The sequence below is a fragment of the Campylobacter ornithocola genome, assembly GCF_013201605.1.
Lineage (GTDB): Bacteria > Campylobacterota > Campylobacteria > Campylobacterales > Campylobacteraceae > Campylobacter_D > Campylobacter_D ornithocola.
Window position 1 is genome coordinate 985,759 of the sequence record NZ_CP053848.1, and the last position, 13,851, is coordinate 999,609.

Genomic DNA, 13,851 nt, shown 5'->3' on the forward strand with positions numbered 1-13,851 from the left:
TTTTAGCACTTAATGTTTTTAAGTGACAAGATAATTATACAACTTTAGTATAATAATGTCAAGCTATTTTTAAATAAAAATATTTAATATTATTTAGTCTATATAACTAAACTTTATTTAGTCATTAATATACAATATATAAAAACTTATTTTTCAGCTTTTTTAAAAGAAAAGATAATATAATTTCGCTTGGCAATATTTTCTAAAAGGTTTAAAATAATGAAAAATCTTACTTTGAGAGAAAAACAAGATCTTGAAGCTTATGTATTTTCTAATATAGAAAGAAAAAAAATGGTTTTAAGTAGAATTTTAAAGTTATATTATTTAAAGTTTTTTAGACTAGTTTTTTAATTTGTATTTTCTCATACTCTCTTTTGTAAAAGACAAGTCTTTAAAATCAGGAGATGAAATTAATTCCATACAAGTTTTATCCAAATTCTCCATTCCGCTTACTTGCATACTAGCTTGCAAATTTTCGTCTAAATATAAATCAAAAACCACACAAGCTTTATCATTAATCTTATAAAGAATTTTTCCACCAGTTTTTTCATTTAATTCATGTACTTGTAATTTATTGTTTTTACTCATTTTTTTAATATCGTCAGCAAAAGTTTGATGTAAAGTATAATAAATCATAAAATCACGCATAATATTTTTAATATCAGAAATTTCTTTTCTAAGTTTTGATAAATCTTTAGTATATAAACTTATAAATTGTGTATTTAAATACTCATTTAAGCTTTTTTCATTTAAATTTTCACACAATGGATAAATTTTAACAACATAAGCTTTGTCATTGGCAAGCACTATATCTACACAAGCTTGTTTATTTTTTTTATACTCCAAAATTAAAGCTTGATTTGTATTTAAATTAAGAGTATTTTGTTTATTGTAAGCAAAATCACTCAGTTCTTCATAAATATTAGCATAAGAAAAAATACTCATAAAAAACAATAATAAAATTTTCATTCAAATAAATCTTTATGATGATTTTTTAAATACTCTACCACTTCTAAGATCTCATCGACTCCTTCTTTTTGGGTATTTTGACAAACCTCATCAATACAGTCAATATAGACTCCAATTGCTTTTTCTAATTTTGCTCTTTTTACCCCAGCAAATAAAAGCATTGCTTCTAATACTATGCTTAACTCATATTGTAAATTTTCTATTTCTTCTTTAAAATCATGATTTGTTTTCATTGTTTTCCTTTAATTCTTTACTTTTAATTAAATCTATAAATTGTGCCTTTATAAAATCATAATTAGAGCTATCTTTGTATGCGACAAACAATCCTCCACTAGCATTTTTATGCCCTCCCCCATTGACTAAATTTTTAGCCATTAAACTTACATCTATTTTGTTATTTGCTCTAAAACTTAAGGTTTTTCTTGAGCTAAGATCAACAAAAAAATCAAAGTCAGGATTTTGCATTAAAAAATCATTTCCAATTACGGAAGTATTGCCTATATTTGAAGTTAATAAACCTTTACTTCCTTTATAAAACACGCTAAATTTTTCTTTATTTATACTTAATCTTTCTACTACAAATTTGGAAATTAAATTGCTTAATGTATCATCATTTTCTTTTTTAAAAAAAGATTTTTTTAAACTATGCAAATCATTATCCAAACTGATATGGGCATTCTTTTGATGGATATATTTTCTACAAACATCAAAAAGATGAAAAAGATATTTTATGTTTTCTTGTGCAAACATTACTCTGTTGATTTCTTTTGCACCTGAAACCATACCAAGTAAAACTTTTCCAAGCTCAAAATTTTTATCTTCACTAAGCCAAATATCTACTGCGTTCACTACATCTACAAATTCTGATAAAGATTTATTTTCACCATAACATCTGCTAAAAAAATCATAAACAATCTTAGTAGCACATCTTTTATCATCTAAAAAATACCAAGGATATTTTTGCATACATTCTAAACCACTTTGATGGTGGTCTAAAAGTAAAAGCTTTATTTTTTTACCTTCTATAGCTTTTTGAAAATCTTCACATTGACTTAATGTTAAATTTAAATCTGTAATCAAAATCACGAATTCTTCATTGGGATTTTCTTTTAAATTCTCTTCTATGTTTTTAAAAATTACATTAAAGTTTTCATTAATCTCTTTACCATAATTAGAATTGTAAAAATAACAATTTTTAAAATAAAAATCTAGCACATACTGACACGCATAGCCATCTAAATCTGTATGTGAAAGATGATAAATTTTCATATTTTTCCTTTATAAATTATCAACTCTTATAATACCTTCGGTTTCAAATTTAGTATTTTCTGCGATTTCAGCAAAACTTAAAACCGTGATATTGATACCAAAATTTGAGCAAATATCAGCAATAAATTTTCTAAGTTGTGGTTCAACACAAAGCAAGAAAGGTTTGATTCTTGTGTTTGCCACGCTTGCAAGCTCAGCTTTTAATGCCTCTACTAAAGCTCCAGTTTGAGCTACATTAATCATTAAATGATAAGTTCCATCTTTAAATTGCACATGTTCCATTAATTTTGCAGCAGCAGCAGCATCAAAAATATAAAAGCTAATTTGGCCTTTTTCGTCAACATATAAATTTGTAATTGCTCTTGCCAAAGAAGCTCTTACATGTTCTATAATCATATCCAAACTTTTACTTACTTCAGCTATATCACTAATTGACTCTAAAATAGTAAGCATATCTTTGATAGGAATGTGCTCTTTAAGTAAGGCTTTTAAGACTTTTTGAATTAAACCTATACTAGCAACTCTTAAACAATCATCCACCACAATAGGATAATCATTTTTAATTTTATCTAATAAATTTTGCACTTCTTGTTTGGTTAAAAGCTCTGATGCATTAGCTTTAATAAGCTCACTCATATGAGTTGAAATCACACTTGCTGGATCTATCACAATATAACCATTCAATGTTGCTTCATCTTTTAAAGATGACTCTATCCATAATGCATCTGAATTAAATGCAGGCTCCTTAGTAGCTATACCCTCAATAGGTTCAGTGATAAAACCACTATCCATAGCCAAATACTTATCAGGATAAATTTCAGCACTAGCTATCCCCACGCCTTTAAGTTTAAAAGTATATTCATTTGGCTTTAATTGTAAATTATCTCTAATTCTAATTTTTGGCATTAAAAAACCTAAGCTTTGAGCTATATTGCGTCTTGTGGATCTAATACGCTCTGTCAATTCACTTTCAGCTAATTTAATAAGACCATAACCCAACTCTAGTTCTAGAATTTCTAATTTTAAAATATCTGTAATTTTATTTTCTTCTTCTTTTAAAATTTCTTCTTCACTACGTTTTTGAGGTTTAGTTTGCTCTTGCTCATCAGTCTCTTGAGATTTTTTAGTTGAAATTGTATTAATTTGAATTTTACCTTCTTGCACTTGTTTTATCATATAACCAAGCCCCAAAAACACTAAAGCCATAAAACCTAAAGAAAAGTGAGGTAAACCTGGTACTAAAGCAAAAATAAACAATATAAATCCCACAATAAGTAAGGTTTTGTATTCTCCTAAAAGTTGATTAATAGAACCTTCAGCAAAATTATCCTCATCTTTACTAGCACGCGTAATAATAATAGCAGTAGCAGTAGAGGTTATAAGACCAGGAATTTGAGAAACAAGTCCATCACCTATAGTTAATATAGTATAAGTTGAAGCACATTCACCAAGTTCCATATCATGCTGAAAATAACCTATCATAAATCCACCGATTAAATTTACAATAGTGATAATAATCCCAGCAACAGCATCTCCTTTTATAAATTTAGAAGAACCGTCCATTGCTCCATAAAAGTTTGCCTCAGCAATGATTTCTTGACGTCTTGCACGTGCAGTTTTTTCATCAATTAACCCCGCATTCAAATCTGCATCAATTGCCATTTGCTTACCTGGCATTGCATCAAGAGTAAATCTTGCTTGAACTTCAGAAACTCTAGTACTACCTTTAGTTACAACCATAAAGTTAATTAAAACTAAGATGCAAAATATAACCATACCTATAACATAATTTCCACTAACAACAAATTCACCAAAACTTGCTATTATATCACTCACTGCAGCAGGACCTTGGTGCCCTTCACTTAAAATCATACGCGTGGTGGCTATATTAAGTGAAAGCCTAAAAAGTGTGATAATTAAAATTAAAGTTGGAAAAGTTGTTAAGTCTGTAGGTTTTGGTATATACAAAGAAATTAAAATAATTAAAACCGAAATTGCAATACTTAAAGCAAGAAAAAAATCTAAAACTATACTTGGTAAAGGTACTATAATAATAGCTAAAATCGCAATAATTACAGCTACTATAGTTAGACTTTTTGCCTTTACAATAGGAGCAATAAGCGGAGCAACCCAAGGCAAAACTAAGCTAAAAATATTTCTTTTAGCCATTATTTTGAATAATATCCTCTAAAGTAATAGAAACTAAAAAATCATCGATTTTACTTTGAAGTTTCACTAAAACAGGCATAATTTTGCAGTTATCTTCTTTTTGAGAAGGGCAAATTCCATTACTACACTCAAATACATTAATAGATTTTTTCTCCACACTATTAATAATTTCTTTCAAAGTATATTCATTTGGCTTTTTTACAAGCATAAATCCACCCTTAGCACCTTTATAAGATTTTAAAAGTGCATCTTTAGCGAGTGCTTGTAAAATTTTTGCTAAAAAACTTTTCGGTATATCTAAAATGCTAGACATGGTATCTACATCTTGTGGTTCTTGAGATTTTGCTATATGAATTAAAGACAATAAAGCGTACTCGCTAGCTTTGGTAAATAACACTTTGTTCCTTTCAAGTTATATATAATATATTAGTTTGATTATTAATAAAAATTTTTATTATATCAAAAATAAGTATTGATAAATATTAAATTTCATATTTTTTAAATTTCAGCATTTTTTTTGGTTTTTTAGTTATAATTGTGTTTTTTAAATTTTAAATATACCGCTCAGGAGGTCTATTATGGCTTTAGATTCGGCTAAAAAAGCAGAAATAGTTGCAAAATTTGCTAGAAAAGAAGGGGATACAGGTTCTCCAGAAGTTCAAATTGCACTTTTAAGTGCAAGAATTTCAGAATTAACAGAACACTTAAAAATCTATAAAAAAGATTTTTCTTCTCGCTTAGGTCTTTTAAAGCTTGTTGGTCAAAGAAAAAGACTTTTATCTTATCTAAAAAGAAAAGACTACCAAGCCTATACTAAATTAATTAGTGAATTGAATTTAAGAGATAAATAAGCCTCGTGCTTATTTATCCACTCTACTTCTTATTTTTTTATTATTTTTTACAATTTAAGTTTTTAAATTTTCTTCATTTATTCACAAGAGTTTCACAATGTGATTTTTGGCTTACAAGTACCTAAAAATAGCACTTTAAGTTTTATAAATAAAAATATTTTTCACATTTAAATTTATTGATTTTTAATGTTTTTTCACTTTTGCTATAAAAAACCCATCTGCATAATCATCTGGCAAAACTCTTTTGGCAAATGATAAATCAAATTCATCACTTTTTGCCTTAATAAATTCAACATTAGCTAAATCAAAATCAAGCAATTCTAAGTTAAAATTCTCATTTCTCAATGCATTTTCTAAAATCGCTTCGTTTTCTTCTCTTAAAAATGTACAAGTACTATATACTAATTCTCCACCATGTTTTAAGGCTAGCAATGCTGAGTGTAAAAGTTTTTTTTGTAAATTTGCAATTTGCTTAATTTCTTTTGTGTTTTTTTGTATTTCAAAACCCATTTTTGCAAAAGTTGAACAAGGTGCATCAAGTAAAATTTTATCAAATTTTAAAGGACATGCTTTGCCTATAGTACGTGCATCTTTCAAGAAACATTTTGCAATTTTAACTTGATAATTTTCCATAGTTTTTTTTAAAGTAAAAAAGCGTGTTTTGGATAATTCGCAACTTGCCAAATAACCTTCATTTTGCATAAAATTAGCTAAGTTTAAGCTTTTTCCGCCAGGAGCTGCACACATATCTAACACATTCTCATTAGCTTTAACATCCAAGGTTTTAGCACACAAATACGAAGAATAATTTTGTATATAAAACCTGCCTTCACTAAAAGCTTTCATTGAACTTAGTTTGCTTTTGAAAATACTAGATATCTTATAACAATACTTATCGATTTTTTCGAATTTTATATTTTCACCATTTAGAATTTCTTCTAACTCCTTATTATCAATAAGCAAAGAATTTCTAAAAACATTGACATATTTTTCTTGATTAAAACTTTGAAGGATTTGTTCTTTTTGTTCTTTTGTATAAATTTCATCTAAAACTATATTTAAATCAAGCAAGGCCATAAAAATCCTTTAAAAATAAATACGCCGCTAAAGAATCAAGTTTACCATCTTTTTTCTTTAAATTTATCACACCAAGTTCTTGAGCATTTTTAGAACTAAAGCTCTCATCAACAAAAAATACTTCTTTGTCAAAATCAAGTAAAGATATGAAATGTTCTACCCTTTTTCGCATTTCATCTTCACTAGATCCACCTAAAGGAATTCCTACTACTAAAGTATTTATGTCATACTCTTTGATGTATTTTTTCACCTCATTTGCTGCTTGATTACGATTTTTTCTAATAATAGCTTCAAGTGGCATAGCTATGCTTTTATTAATACACAAAGCAACACCTATACGCTTTAAACCTATATCTAATGCTAAAGTTTTCATACGCAAACTCTTATTTTCACTCCAGATATTTCCACCAAACCCTCAAGCTCATACTCATAAACTCTATCACCAAATTTTTTTAAAACTTTTTCTAAATCATCTTCATGTTTTAAAAAACTTAATAAATCATCTTTACTTTGTTCTTGATGAAGCTCTCCAAACATTTTTACAAATTCTTCAAAATCATGAATTAAATTTGCTTTTTTCGTAGCTAGAAGTAAGTTTGTTCCCTCACTTTCATTTTTCCTATGAGGCAATACATATATAGGTTTATTCATACTTAAAGCAAGTCTCGCACTTTGCATAGAACCACTTTTTAAATCAGCCTGGGCTATTACAACAACCTCACTTAAAGCAATAATAAGTCTATTTCTTAATAAAAAATCATAGGGCTTTGCCTTGTAATTTCCTTCATTTTCACTTAAAGCCAAAGCATTTTCATAAATATTTAAAATTTCATTTGTGTTTGCTTTTGGATAAATCTCATCAAGCCCATTAGCAAATATAGCTATGGTTTGAGGATAAGCTATTTTAGCTACTTGAATATCCACTCCTAAAGCCCCGCCACTTACTACACAGACCTTAGCTTTTTTTAACAAAGCTACCAATTCAACAAGACAATTTTTAGTATAAATACTCATTTTTCTAGAACCTATAATAGCTACTTTTCTGGTATTTAAAAGCTCTAGATTGCCCTTGTAATAAATTTTAGAAGGAGGATTTAAAATATCCTTAAAATCCTTAATATTCTCAATAAATTTCATTTAAATACACAAGTTCAACTGAATTTAATAAATCCACACTTTGTACCAAGGCTTTAAAAGTCTTTTCTCTTGGATGACCAATAGCTATAGCAAAACCTTTCTTTTTTGCCTCATCTATTGCTTGCTTGAGTTGGTTTTTGATATATACTATATCATCTTCATTATCTAAAAAAACATCTCTAGCTATATAAGGTTGCTTAAAATGACTTGTTAAATTTTTAGCCTTAGAATTTCCTATGGTTCTTGAATCCACAAAAATAAAATCATTTTGCTTAAAAGCATTAAATAATTTCTCCATAGCTTGCTTATTTGCAGTAAATAAACTTCCAGTATGATTGTTAATAAATTTTACTTTTGGAAATTGCTCTTTTACAAAAGCTACACGTTTGTTTATTTTTTGCACATCATCACTAGGATGTAAAGTATTTAATTCAGCTTTATCGTATTTTATGGCTGCTAACGGCAAATGCACCATAAAAAAGTCAAAATCCTTTGCAAACTCAGCCGTATAAGGATGGTGTTTATCAGGAGGAAAAAAAGATGGAATTAATTTTAAATTTGTCTTTTTAAGCATATCTACATGAGTGTGACTTGCCATATCATCTATAATAATCGCTAGACGAGGTTTAGTATTTTTTTGTACTAAGGTTTGAGTTTTATTATTGTCTTTGTTTGATATATTTTGCTCTTCGTTTTTTAATTCGTTTTTTAATTCTTTGCTTGCATTTTGTTCAACAATTTCTAAAAATGAAGTTTGATTATCTTCTTTGGTTTGATTTAACTCTGTATTTACAGGATTTAAGTTTAAAATTTCACTAATATTTTTATCCAAAAATTCTAATTTCTCATTTTCTAAAGTTAAATTTATATCATTAAGACTAAAATTATTTTCTTGTTCCACTGCAGGTAATGATTTTTTTTTGTTTATTGTTTGATTATATTCAAAAGTTTTATTTTCCTCTTTTTTTAAAAACAAAGCTCCAAATGCAAAAAGAAAAATTCCAAATACAACCAAGCAAAGTGCCAAAAGCACTTTGTATTTTTTATTTATAGTTTTCAAATTAGTTTTTGTCTTTATCAACTAATTTTTTAGCACTAATCCAAGGCATCATGGCACGAAGCTCACATCCTGTTTTTTCTATCAAAGAATCATTCATTAATTTACGCTCTGCGTGCATTCTTGCAAAATTTGCTCTTCTTTCTAATATAAAATCTTTAGCAAAACTTCCATTTTGTATGTCTTTTAAAACACCTTTCATTGCTTCTTTAGTTTCTTTAGTAATGATTTTAGGTCCTGTGATATAATCTCCATATTCAGCAGTATTAGAAACAGAATATCTCATATCAGCAATACCACCTTGATAAATCAAATCTACAATCAACTTCATCTCATGCAAACACTCAAAATATGCCATTTCTGGCTCATACCCTGCTTCAACTAAGGTTTCAAAACCAGCTTGAATTAAAGCACTAAGCCCCCCACAAAGTACTGCTTGCTCGCCAAATAAATCTGTTTCTGTTTCAGCCTTAAAAGTCGTTTCTATAATGCCTGTTCTACCACCGCCTATAGCACTAGCATAACTTAAAGCCAAAGCTTTAGCATTTTTACTTTCATCTTGATGGATAGCAATCAAACAAGGAGTACCCCCACCTATACTAAATTCATTTCTTACAGTATGTCCTGGAGCTTTAGGGGCTATCATGATCACATCTATACCTGCTGGAACAACGATTTGTCCGTAGTGGATATTAAAACCATGTGCAAATGCCAAAGTTTTACCTGCTTTTAGTTCAGGTTTAATTTCTTCATTAAAAATTTCACTTTGAATTTCATCAGGAGCTAAAATCATAATCAAATCCGCTTCTTTAGTAGCTTCTTTTACGCTTTTTACTATAAAATTGGCTTTTTGAGCTTTTGCCCAACTTTGCCCACCCTCTTTTAAACCTATAATCACCTCCACACCGCTATCTCTTAAATTCATAGCATGAGCATGACCTTGAGAGCCAAAACCTATAATAGCTACTTTTTTTGATTTTATTAAATTTATATCACAATCTTTATCATAATAAATTGACACAGCCATTATGTACTCCTAAAAATTAAAATTAAAGTAAAGATTATAACTAAAAAATATAAATTTAATCCTTTTATGATAAAATTTAAGTTTTGAAAAAATACTATAAAGAGTTTTATGAAAGAATTATTTAATCAACTAAGCTATGGTCTAAATGCTAGTGAAATTACCAATAAAAATAAGCAACTCATCAGAGAGTTATTAACCTGTGATATTATTAAATTTTATAAAAATAAATACTACTTAAAAAATGGTTTTACTTTTGGCAAGATTGACATTTCAGCTAATGGAACAGGATTTTTAGAAAGTTTTGATGATGCTTTTAAGCGTGATTTGCTCATAGAAAATAAAAATTTAAAAGGAGCAAACTATGCTGATATAGTTGTAGCAAAACTACTCCCTATTAAAAAAAAGCGTCCGAGTGCTAAAGTTGCTTTAATACTTAAACGTGCTCATAAAACTTCTTTAGTTATGACTAAAAAATACGGCGAAGCAATCCTTGGGATAAATATTCAAACAGGACTCACTTGTGCTTTAAAAGCCTCTCAAAAATCCTTAAAAGTTTTACCATTAGGAACTATTTTAAAAATAGAAAATCATGATAACAACATTACCGAAGTGATAGGACATATTGATGATGATTTTGTAGATGAAAAAATTTCTTTAGCACTTTTTAATAAAAATGCAATTTTTGATAATCTATGTGAAAATGAAGCAAGAGCTTATGGAAATGAAGTTGATGCAAGCATGTATCCTTCAAGAAAAGATCTTAGAAATTTAAATTTTTGCACCATTGATCCAATTGATGCAAAAGACTTTGATGATGCGATTTATTATGATAAAAATGAACATGCTATTTATATAGCTATAGCTGATGTGAGTGCTTATGTGCATGCTTATAGTGCTATTGATAAAGAAGCAAGATCAAGGGGTTTTTCGATTTATTTTCCTCATATTGCTATACCTATGCTACCAAGATCTTTGAGTGAAAATATTTGTTCACTAAAACCTAACGAAGATAGATTAGCATTTTGTTTTAAAATAAGTTTAGATCAAAACAACGAAGTGATTAAAGAAGAGCTTTTTGAGGCTATTATTAACTCAAAACGCCGTTTTAATTACGATGAAGTTGATGAGTATTTACAAACACACGAAGATTTAGGTGTAATTAATTGGCTTTATGAAGTTTTTAAAATCACTCAAAATTTACGTAAAAAACGTCTGAAAAACGCATGTGAATTTAAAACTCAAGAACTTAGAATGACTTTAGATAAAAATAATAAACTCATAAAAACACGTCTCGAAAATGACACTGCTTCGCATAATTTAATTGAAGATTGTATGCTTTTAGCTAATAAAGCCGCAGCAAAACTCATTAATATAGGAGTTTTTAGAAATCACTTAAGTCCTGATTATAAAAAAATAGATCAATTGCTAGCTGATCTTTCAACACTTAGTATAGATATTAATCCTAAAAACAATATCATAGAACTATTCAAAGATATTCAAATCTTAGCAAATGAGCTAAATATAAGAGAAGAAGTTGATAAACTCATCATCAAAGCGCAAAAAAAGGCAGAATATTCTAGTGAAAATGCAGGACATTTTGGTTTAGGTTTTGATAAATATACCCATTTTACAAGCCCTATTAGAAGATATTCTGATCTTATTTTACATAGACTTTTAAAAGCTAAAATCAACAATGATGAAAAAATGTTTAATTATTTGCTTTTAAATATACAAAACACTTGTGAGGAATTAAGCTTATTAGAAAGAGAAGCAGATAAAGTTGCATGGCATTTTATGGATAGAAAATTTGCAAGATGGGCGAAAGAAAATGTAGGAAAAAGATTTAAAGCTTTGGTAATTGAAAATCAAAGCTCATTACAAGTAAAATTAAATGATGAAATTAAAGGAGCTTTGATTACCATCATAGGCTCAAACGCGAATTTATTAGAAAATGTAGAAGTAGAAATTACCGAAGTAGATATTGTTGGTGCTAAAATTTTTGGTAAAATCACTAAGCATTTTAGTTTAGAAAGAAATCAAAATGTATAAAAATCAACTCCAAAGCTTGCTTAATAGTAATAATTTTCCTAATTTTTTCTTGCTTTATGGGGTAGATAATTTTCAAATAGAACTTTATGCTAAATTTATTAAAAACAAGTACTCTTTTGATGAAAGTTTAAGATTTTATTTTGAAGAGTATGATTTTAAGCAAGCCTATGATTATTTATCTAGTGCTTCATTATTTAGCGAAAGAAAGCTGCTAGAAATAAAAACACAAAAGAAAATTCTAGGCAAGGAACTCAAACAACTTATCCAACTTTGCCAAAATTCGCAGGATAATTATTTTATACTTGAAATTTATGATGAAAACTCCAAACAAAGCGAGGCTGAAAAAATTTTTGATAATAATTTTTGTAGATTCTACAAAGTAAATTCTGCCAAAGAGGGTATAGAGCTATTAGCCTTAAAAGCCAAAGAATTAAATATCAACATTACCCAAAATGCTCTTTATGCTCTTTTTTATAATTTTAATGAAAATTTATATTTAGCAGCTAATGAATTAAACAAATTTAGTGGTTTAAATATTGATGAAAAAATTATTCAAGAACATTGCTATAGTTTAAGCACTATTAGTTTTGAAAGCTTTTTTGATAAACTTATGCAAAAAAAAGATCTAAGAAATGAGCTTGAAAATATTTTAGAAAATTATAACGAAATAGCATTAATTAATGCTTTGTATGCAAATTTTTTTAGACTTTTTAAAGTTGCATTGCATGTTAAAATTTATGGAAATTTAGATTTAAAAGAAATTTTAGGCTATACTCCGCCTATTTCCATAGCACAAAATCTTCAAAAACAAGCCCTTGTAGTCAAAATATCACAATATAAAAATATCTTTTTAACACTTTGTAATTGTGAATATGAATTAAAAAAGAACTCTAAAATAGAAAAAAAAGAAATTTTAATTGCTACGCTTTTACAACTTAGCTCTATATTAAAAAGTTAAATTAAGAAAACTTATGATAAAATTAAATTTGCATTTTATTATGCAAAATCCTTGCCTAAAATTTTAGGCTTTATATCCACAAGGAGAAATTAAATGAGACATTATGAAGTTTTATTCATATTAAAACCAACACTTACAGAAGAAGAAGTAAGTGCTAAGTTGGAATTCGTAAAAGAAGTCCTTACAAAGAATGGCGCAGAAATTGAAAGTGTAGTTCCAATGGGAACAAGAAAACTTGCGTATAAAATTAAAAAATACGAAAGAGGAACTTATTTTGTGATTTATTTCAAAGCTCCTACAAATTTAATTGCAGAGCTTGAAAGGGTATTAAGAATCACTGAAGAAGTAATTAGATTTTTAATCGTAAAATATGAAAACAAAAAAGAAATCGTGGCTTGGGAAAAACTAAGTAAAGGTATCAAACAAAATAAAAAAGAAATCAAAGCTAGCGAAAGCACAGAAGGCTAATAATGTTTAATAAGGTCGTTTTAGTAGGTAATCTTACAAGGGATATAGAGATGCGCTATGCTCCATCAGGCAGTGCAATAGGTTCTTCTGCTATAGCTGTTACAAGAAGATTTAGCACAAATACAGGAGAAAAAAGAGAAGAAACCTGCTTTATCGACATTAGTTTTTTTGGCAGAACAGCAGAGATTGCTAACCAATACCTTAATAAAGGTAGTAAAGTTTTAATTGAAGGTCGTTTAAGATTTGAGCAATGGAGTGATCAAAATGGACAAAACAGATCAAAACATAGCATTCAGGTTGAAAATTTAGAAATGCTAGGTTCAGCTATACAAAATAACCAACAAAGCAACTTTGATAATCAAAATTATAGCTATAATCAAAATTTTAACCAACAGCAAAGTTTTGATCCTTATGCTCAAGTACAAACTAAAGCAAATCCATCTAATACTTATCAAAATCCTCAAAAAGAACCCCCTATGAAGGAAATTGACATTGATAAATATGATGATGACACAGAATTACCATTTTAAAGGAAAAAATCATGGCAGAAAAAAGAAAATACTCACGCAAATATTGCAAATACACCGAAGCTAAAGTTGATTTTATTGACTATAAAGATACAGCATTATTAAAACATGCTTTATCAGAAAGATTTAAAATTATGCCACGCCGTTTAACAGGCACTAGCAAAAAACATCAAGAGATGGTTGAAGTTGCTATTAAACGTGCAAGACATGTAGCACTTATTCCTTATATCGTAGATAGAAAAGAAGTTGTTACTAATCCTTTCGAAGGACTATAATTAAATCAATCCCAAGCT

At 28.1% G+C, this 13,851-nt stretch carries 17 protein-coding genes; 7 read left to right on the forward strand and 10 right to left on the reverse strand.

Annotated features, from left to right (window positions below; genetic code table 11):
- The first annotated feature begins 219 nt into the window (after positions 1 to 219).
- On the forward strand, positions 220 to 351 hold the full coding sequence (locus CORN_RS08550; RefSeq protein ID WP_280642221.1) for a hypothetical protein: 132 nt from the start codon (positions 220 to 222) through the stop codon (positions 349 to 351).
- Here CORN_RS08550 and CORN_RS05090 read toward each other — a convergent pair.
- From CORN_RS05090 to CORN_RS05110, 5 genes are read right to left on the reverse strand one after another with little or no spacing between them, the layout of a single operon-like run.
- Positions 340 to 969 carry a hypothetical protein gene (locus CORN_RS05090; protein WP_094750339.1) on the reverse strand — a complete coding sequence of 210 codons (630 nt, stop codon included), beginning with the start codon at positions 967 to 969 and terminating at the stop codon, positions 340 to 342. The two genes, CORN_RS08550 and CORN_RS05090, sit on opposite strands and share 12 nt — an antisense overlap.
- Positions 966 to 1,202 (reverse strand): hypothetical protein, encoded by a 237-nt coding sequence (locus CORN_RS05095; RefSeq protein WP_066008728.1) that lies wholly within the window; start codon positions 1,200 to 1,202, stop codon positions 966 to 968. Before CORN_RS05095 ends, CORN_RS05090 begins: the two co-directional genes overlap by 4 nt.
- Positions 1,186 to 2,238 carry a DHH family phosphoesterase gene (locus CORN_RS05100; RefSeq protein ID WP_066008727.1) on the reverse strand — a complete coding sequence of 351 codons (1,053 nt, stop codon included), beginning with the start codon at positions 2,236 to 2,238 and terminating at the stop codon, positions 1,186 to 1,188. The genes CORN_RS05095 and CORN_RS05100 overlap by 17 nt, the downstream gene beginning before the upstream one ends.
- Before the next feature lie 9 nt (positions 2,239 to 2,247).
- Positions 2,248 to 4,407 carry a flagellar biosynthesis protein FlhA gene (flhA, locus tag CORN_RS05105; protein ID WP_066008726.1) on the reverse strand — a complete coding sequence of 720 codons (2,160 nt, stop codon included), beginning with the start codon at positions 4,405 to 4,407 and terminating at the stop codon, positions 2,248 to 2,250.
- On the reverse strand, positions 4,400 to 4,804 hold the full coding sequence (locus tag CORN_RS05110; RefSeq protein WP_066008725.1) for an Rrf2 family transcriptional regulator: 405 nt from the start codon (positions 4,802 to 4,804) through the stop codon (positions 4,400 to 4,402). The genes flhA and CORN_RS05110 overlap by 8 nt, the downstream gene beginning before the upstream one ends.
- Positions 4,805 to 4,985: 181 nt before the next feature.
- On the opposite strand from CORN_RS05110, the gene rpsO reads away from it, so the two are divergent.
- The gene (gene rpsO / locus CORN_RS05115; RefSeq protein WP_066008724.1) at positions 4,986 to 5,258 is read left to right on the forward strand and encodes a 30S ribosomal protein S15; all 273 of its coding nucleotides are present in this window, start codon (positions 4,986 to 4,988) and stop codon (positions 5,256 to 5,258) included.
- A gap of 183 nt (positions 5,259 to 5,441) precedes the next feature.
- Here rpsO and CORN_RS05120 read toward each other — a convergent pair whose 3' ends face one another.
- The 5 genes from CORN_RS05120 to ilvC are packed head-to-tail and all read right to left on the reverse strand — an operon-like array spanning position 5,442 to position 9,556.
- Positions 5,442 to 6,335 (reverse strand): RsmB/NOP family class I SAM-dependent RNA methyltransferase, encoded by an 894-nt coding sequence (locus CORN_RS05120; protein WP_066008723.1) that lies wholly within the window; start codon positions 6,333 to 6,335, stop codon positions 5,442 to 5,444.
- Positions 6,322 to 6,708, reverse strand: a complete 387-nt coding sequence (gene ruvX, locus CORN_RS05125) for a Holliday junction resolvase RuvX (protein WP_066008722.1) — start codon at positions 6,706 to 6,708, stop codon at positions 6,322 to 6,324. The genes CORN_RS05120 and ruvX overlap by 14 nt, the downstream gene beginning before the upstream one ends.
- On the reverse strand, positions 6,705 to 7,472 hold the full coding sequence (locus CORN_RS05130; protein WP_066008721.1) for a DNA-processing protein DprA: 768 nt from the start codon (positions 7,470 to 7,472) through the stop codon (positions 6,705 to 6,707). Before CORN_RS05130 ends, ruvX begins: the two co-directional genes overlap by 4 nt.
- Complete coding sequence (locus CORN_RS05135; protein ID WP_245162307.1) at positions 7,459 to 8,532, reverse strand: divergent polysaccharide deacetylase family protein; 1,074 nt, start codon at positions 8,530 to 8,532, stop codon at positions 7,459 to 7,461. Before CORN_RS05135 ends, CORN_RS05130 begins: the two co-directional genes overlap by 14 nt.
- Before the next feature lies 1 nt (position 8,533).
- On the reverse strand, positions 8,534 to 9,556 hold the full coding sequence (gene ilvC, locus CORN_RS05140; RefSeq protein ID WP_066008720.1) for a ketol-acid reductoisomerase: 1,023 nt from the start codon (positions 9,554 to 9,556) through the stop codon (positions 8,534 to 8,536).
- A gap of 108 nt (positions 9,557 to 9,664) precedes the next feature.
- Here ilvC and CORN_RS05145 point away from each other — a divergent pair, with 108 nt between their 5' ends.
- From CORN_RS05145 to rpsR, 5 genes are all read left to right on the forward strand, one after another.
- Positions 9,665 to 11,605 (forward strand): RNB domain-containing ribonuclease, encoded by a 1,941-nt coding sequence (locus tag CORN_RS05145; protein WP_066008719.1) that lies wholly within the window; start codon positions 9,665 to 9,667, stop codon positions 11,603 to 11,605.
- The gene (holA, locus tag CORN_RS05150) at positions 11,598 to 12,563 is read left to right on the forward strand and encodes a DNA polymerase III subunit delta (RefSeq protein ID WP_066008718.1); all 966 of its coding nucleotides are present in this window, start codon (positions 11,598 to 11,600) and stop codon (positions 12,561 to 12,563) included. The genes CORN_RS05145 and holA overlap by 8 nt, the downstream gene beginning before the upstream one ends.
- A gap of 93 nt (positions 12,564 to 12,656) precedes the next feature.
- Complete coding sequence (gene rpsF / locus CORN_RS05155; protein WP_066008717.1) at positions 12,657 to 13,031, forward strand: 30S ribosomal protein S6; 375 nt, start codon at positions 12,657 to 12,659, stop codon at positions 13,029 to 13,031.
- 2 nt (positions 13,032 to 13,033) lie between these two features.
- Positions 13,034 to 13,561, forward strand: coding sequence for a single-stranded DNA-binding protein (locus CORN_RS05160; RefSeq protein ID WP_066008716.1), 528 nt, complete (start codon positions 13,034 to 13,036; stop codon positions 13,559 to 13,561).
- An 11-nt stretch (positions 13,562 to 13,572) separates the two neighbouring features.
- Entirely contained in the window at positions 13,573 to 13,833 is a 261-nt protein-coding gene (rpsR, locus tag CORN_RS05165) for a 30S ribosomal protein S18 (protein WP_039618521.1), read from the forward strand.
- Positions 13,834 to 13,851 lie beyond the last annotated feature (18 nt).

Bases quoted from the DNA above. Each gene is read 5' to 3' on its own strand.
- CORN_RS05145 (WP_066008719.1), top strand. From the start codon at position 9,665: ATGAAAGAATTATTTAATCAACTAAGCTATGGTCTAAATGCTAGTGAA.
- CORN_RS05130 (WP_066008721.1), bottom strand. From the start codon at position 7,472: ATGAAATTTATTGAGAATATTAAGGATTTTAAGGATATTTTAAATCCT.
- CORN_RS05095 (WP_066008728.1), bottom strand. From the start codon at position 1,202: ATGAAAACAAATCATGATTTTAAAGAAGAAATAGAAAATTTACAATAT.
- CORN_RS05120 (WP_066008723.1), bottom strand. From the start codon at position 6,335: ATGGCCTTGCTTGATTTAAATATAGTTTTAGATGAAATTTATACAAAA.
- CORN_RS08550 (WP_280642221.1), top strand. From the start codon at position 220: ATGAAAAATCTTACTTTGAGAGAAAAACAAGATCTTGAAGCTTATGTA.
- rpsF (WP_066008717.1), top strand. From the start codon at position 12,657: ATGAGACATTATGAAGTTTTATTCATATTAAAACCAACACTTACAGAA.
- CORN_RS05090 (WP_094750339.1), bottom strand. From the start codon at position 969: ATGAAAATTTTATTATTGTTTTTTATGAGTATTTTTTCTTATGCTAAT.
- flhA (WP_066008726.1), bottom strand. From the start codon at position 4,407: ATGGCTAAAAGAAATATTTTTAGCTTAGTTTTGCCTTGGGTTGCTCCG.
- ilvC (WP_066008720.1), bottom strand. From the start codon at position 9,556: ATGGCTGTGTCAATTTATTATGATAAAGATTGTGATATAAATTTAATA.
- holA (WP_066008718.1), top strand. From the start codon at position 11,598: ATGTATAAAAATCAACTCCAAAGCTTGCTTAATAGTAATAATTTTCCT.
- rpsO (WP_066008724.1), top strand. From the start codon at position 4,986: ATGGCTTTAGATTCGGCTAAAAAAGCAGAAATAGTTGCAAAATTTGCT.
- ruvX (WP_066008722.1), bottom strand. From the start codon at position 6,708: ATGAAAACTTTAGCATTAGATATAGGTTTAAAGCGTATAGGTGTTGCT.
- CORN_RS05160 (WP_066008716.1), top strand. From the start codon at position 13,034: ATGTTTAATAAGGTCGTTTTAGTAGGTAATCTTACAAGGGATATAGAG.
- rpsR (WP_039618521.1), top strand. From the start codon at position 13,573: ATGGCAGAAAAAAGAAAATACTCACGCAAATATTGCAAATACACCGAA.
- CORN_RS05100 (WP_066008727.1), bottom strand. From the start codon at position 2,238: ATGAAAATTTATCATCTTTCACATACAGATTTAGATGGCTATGCGTGT.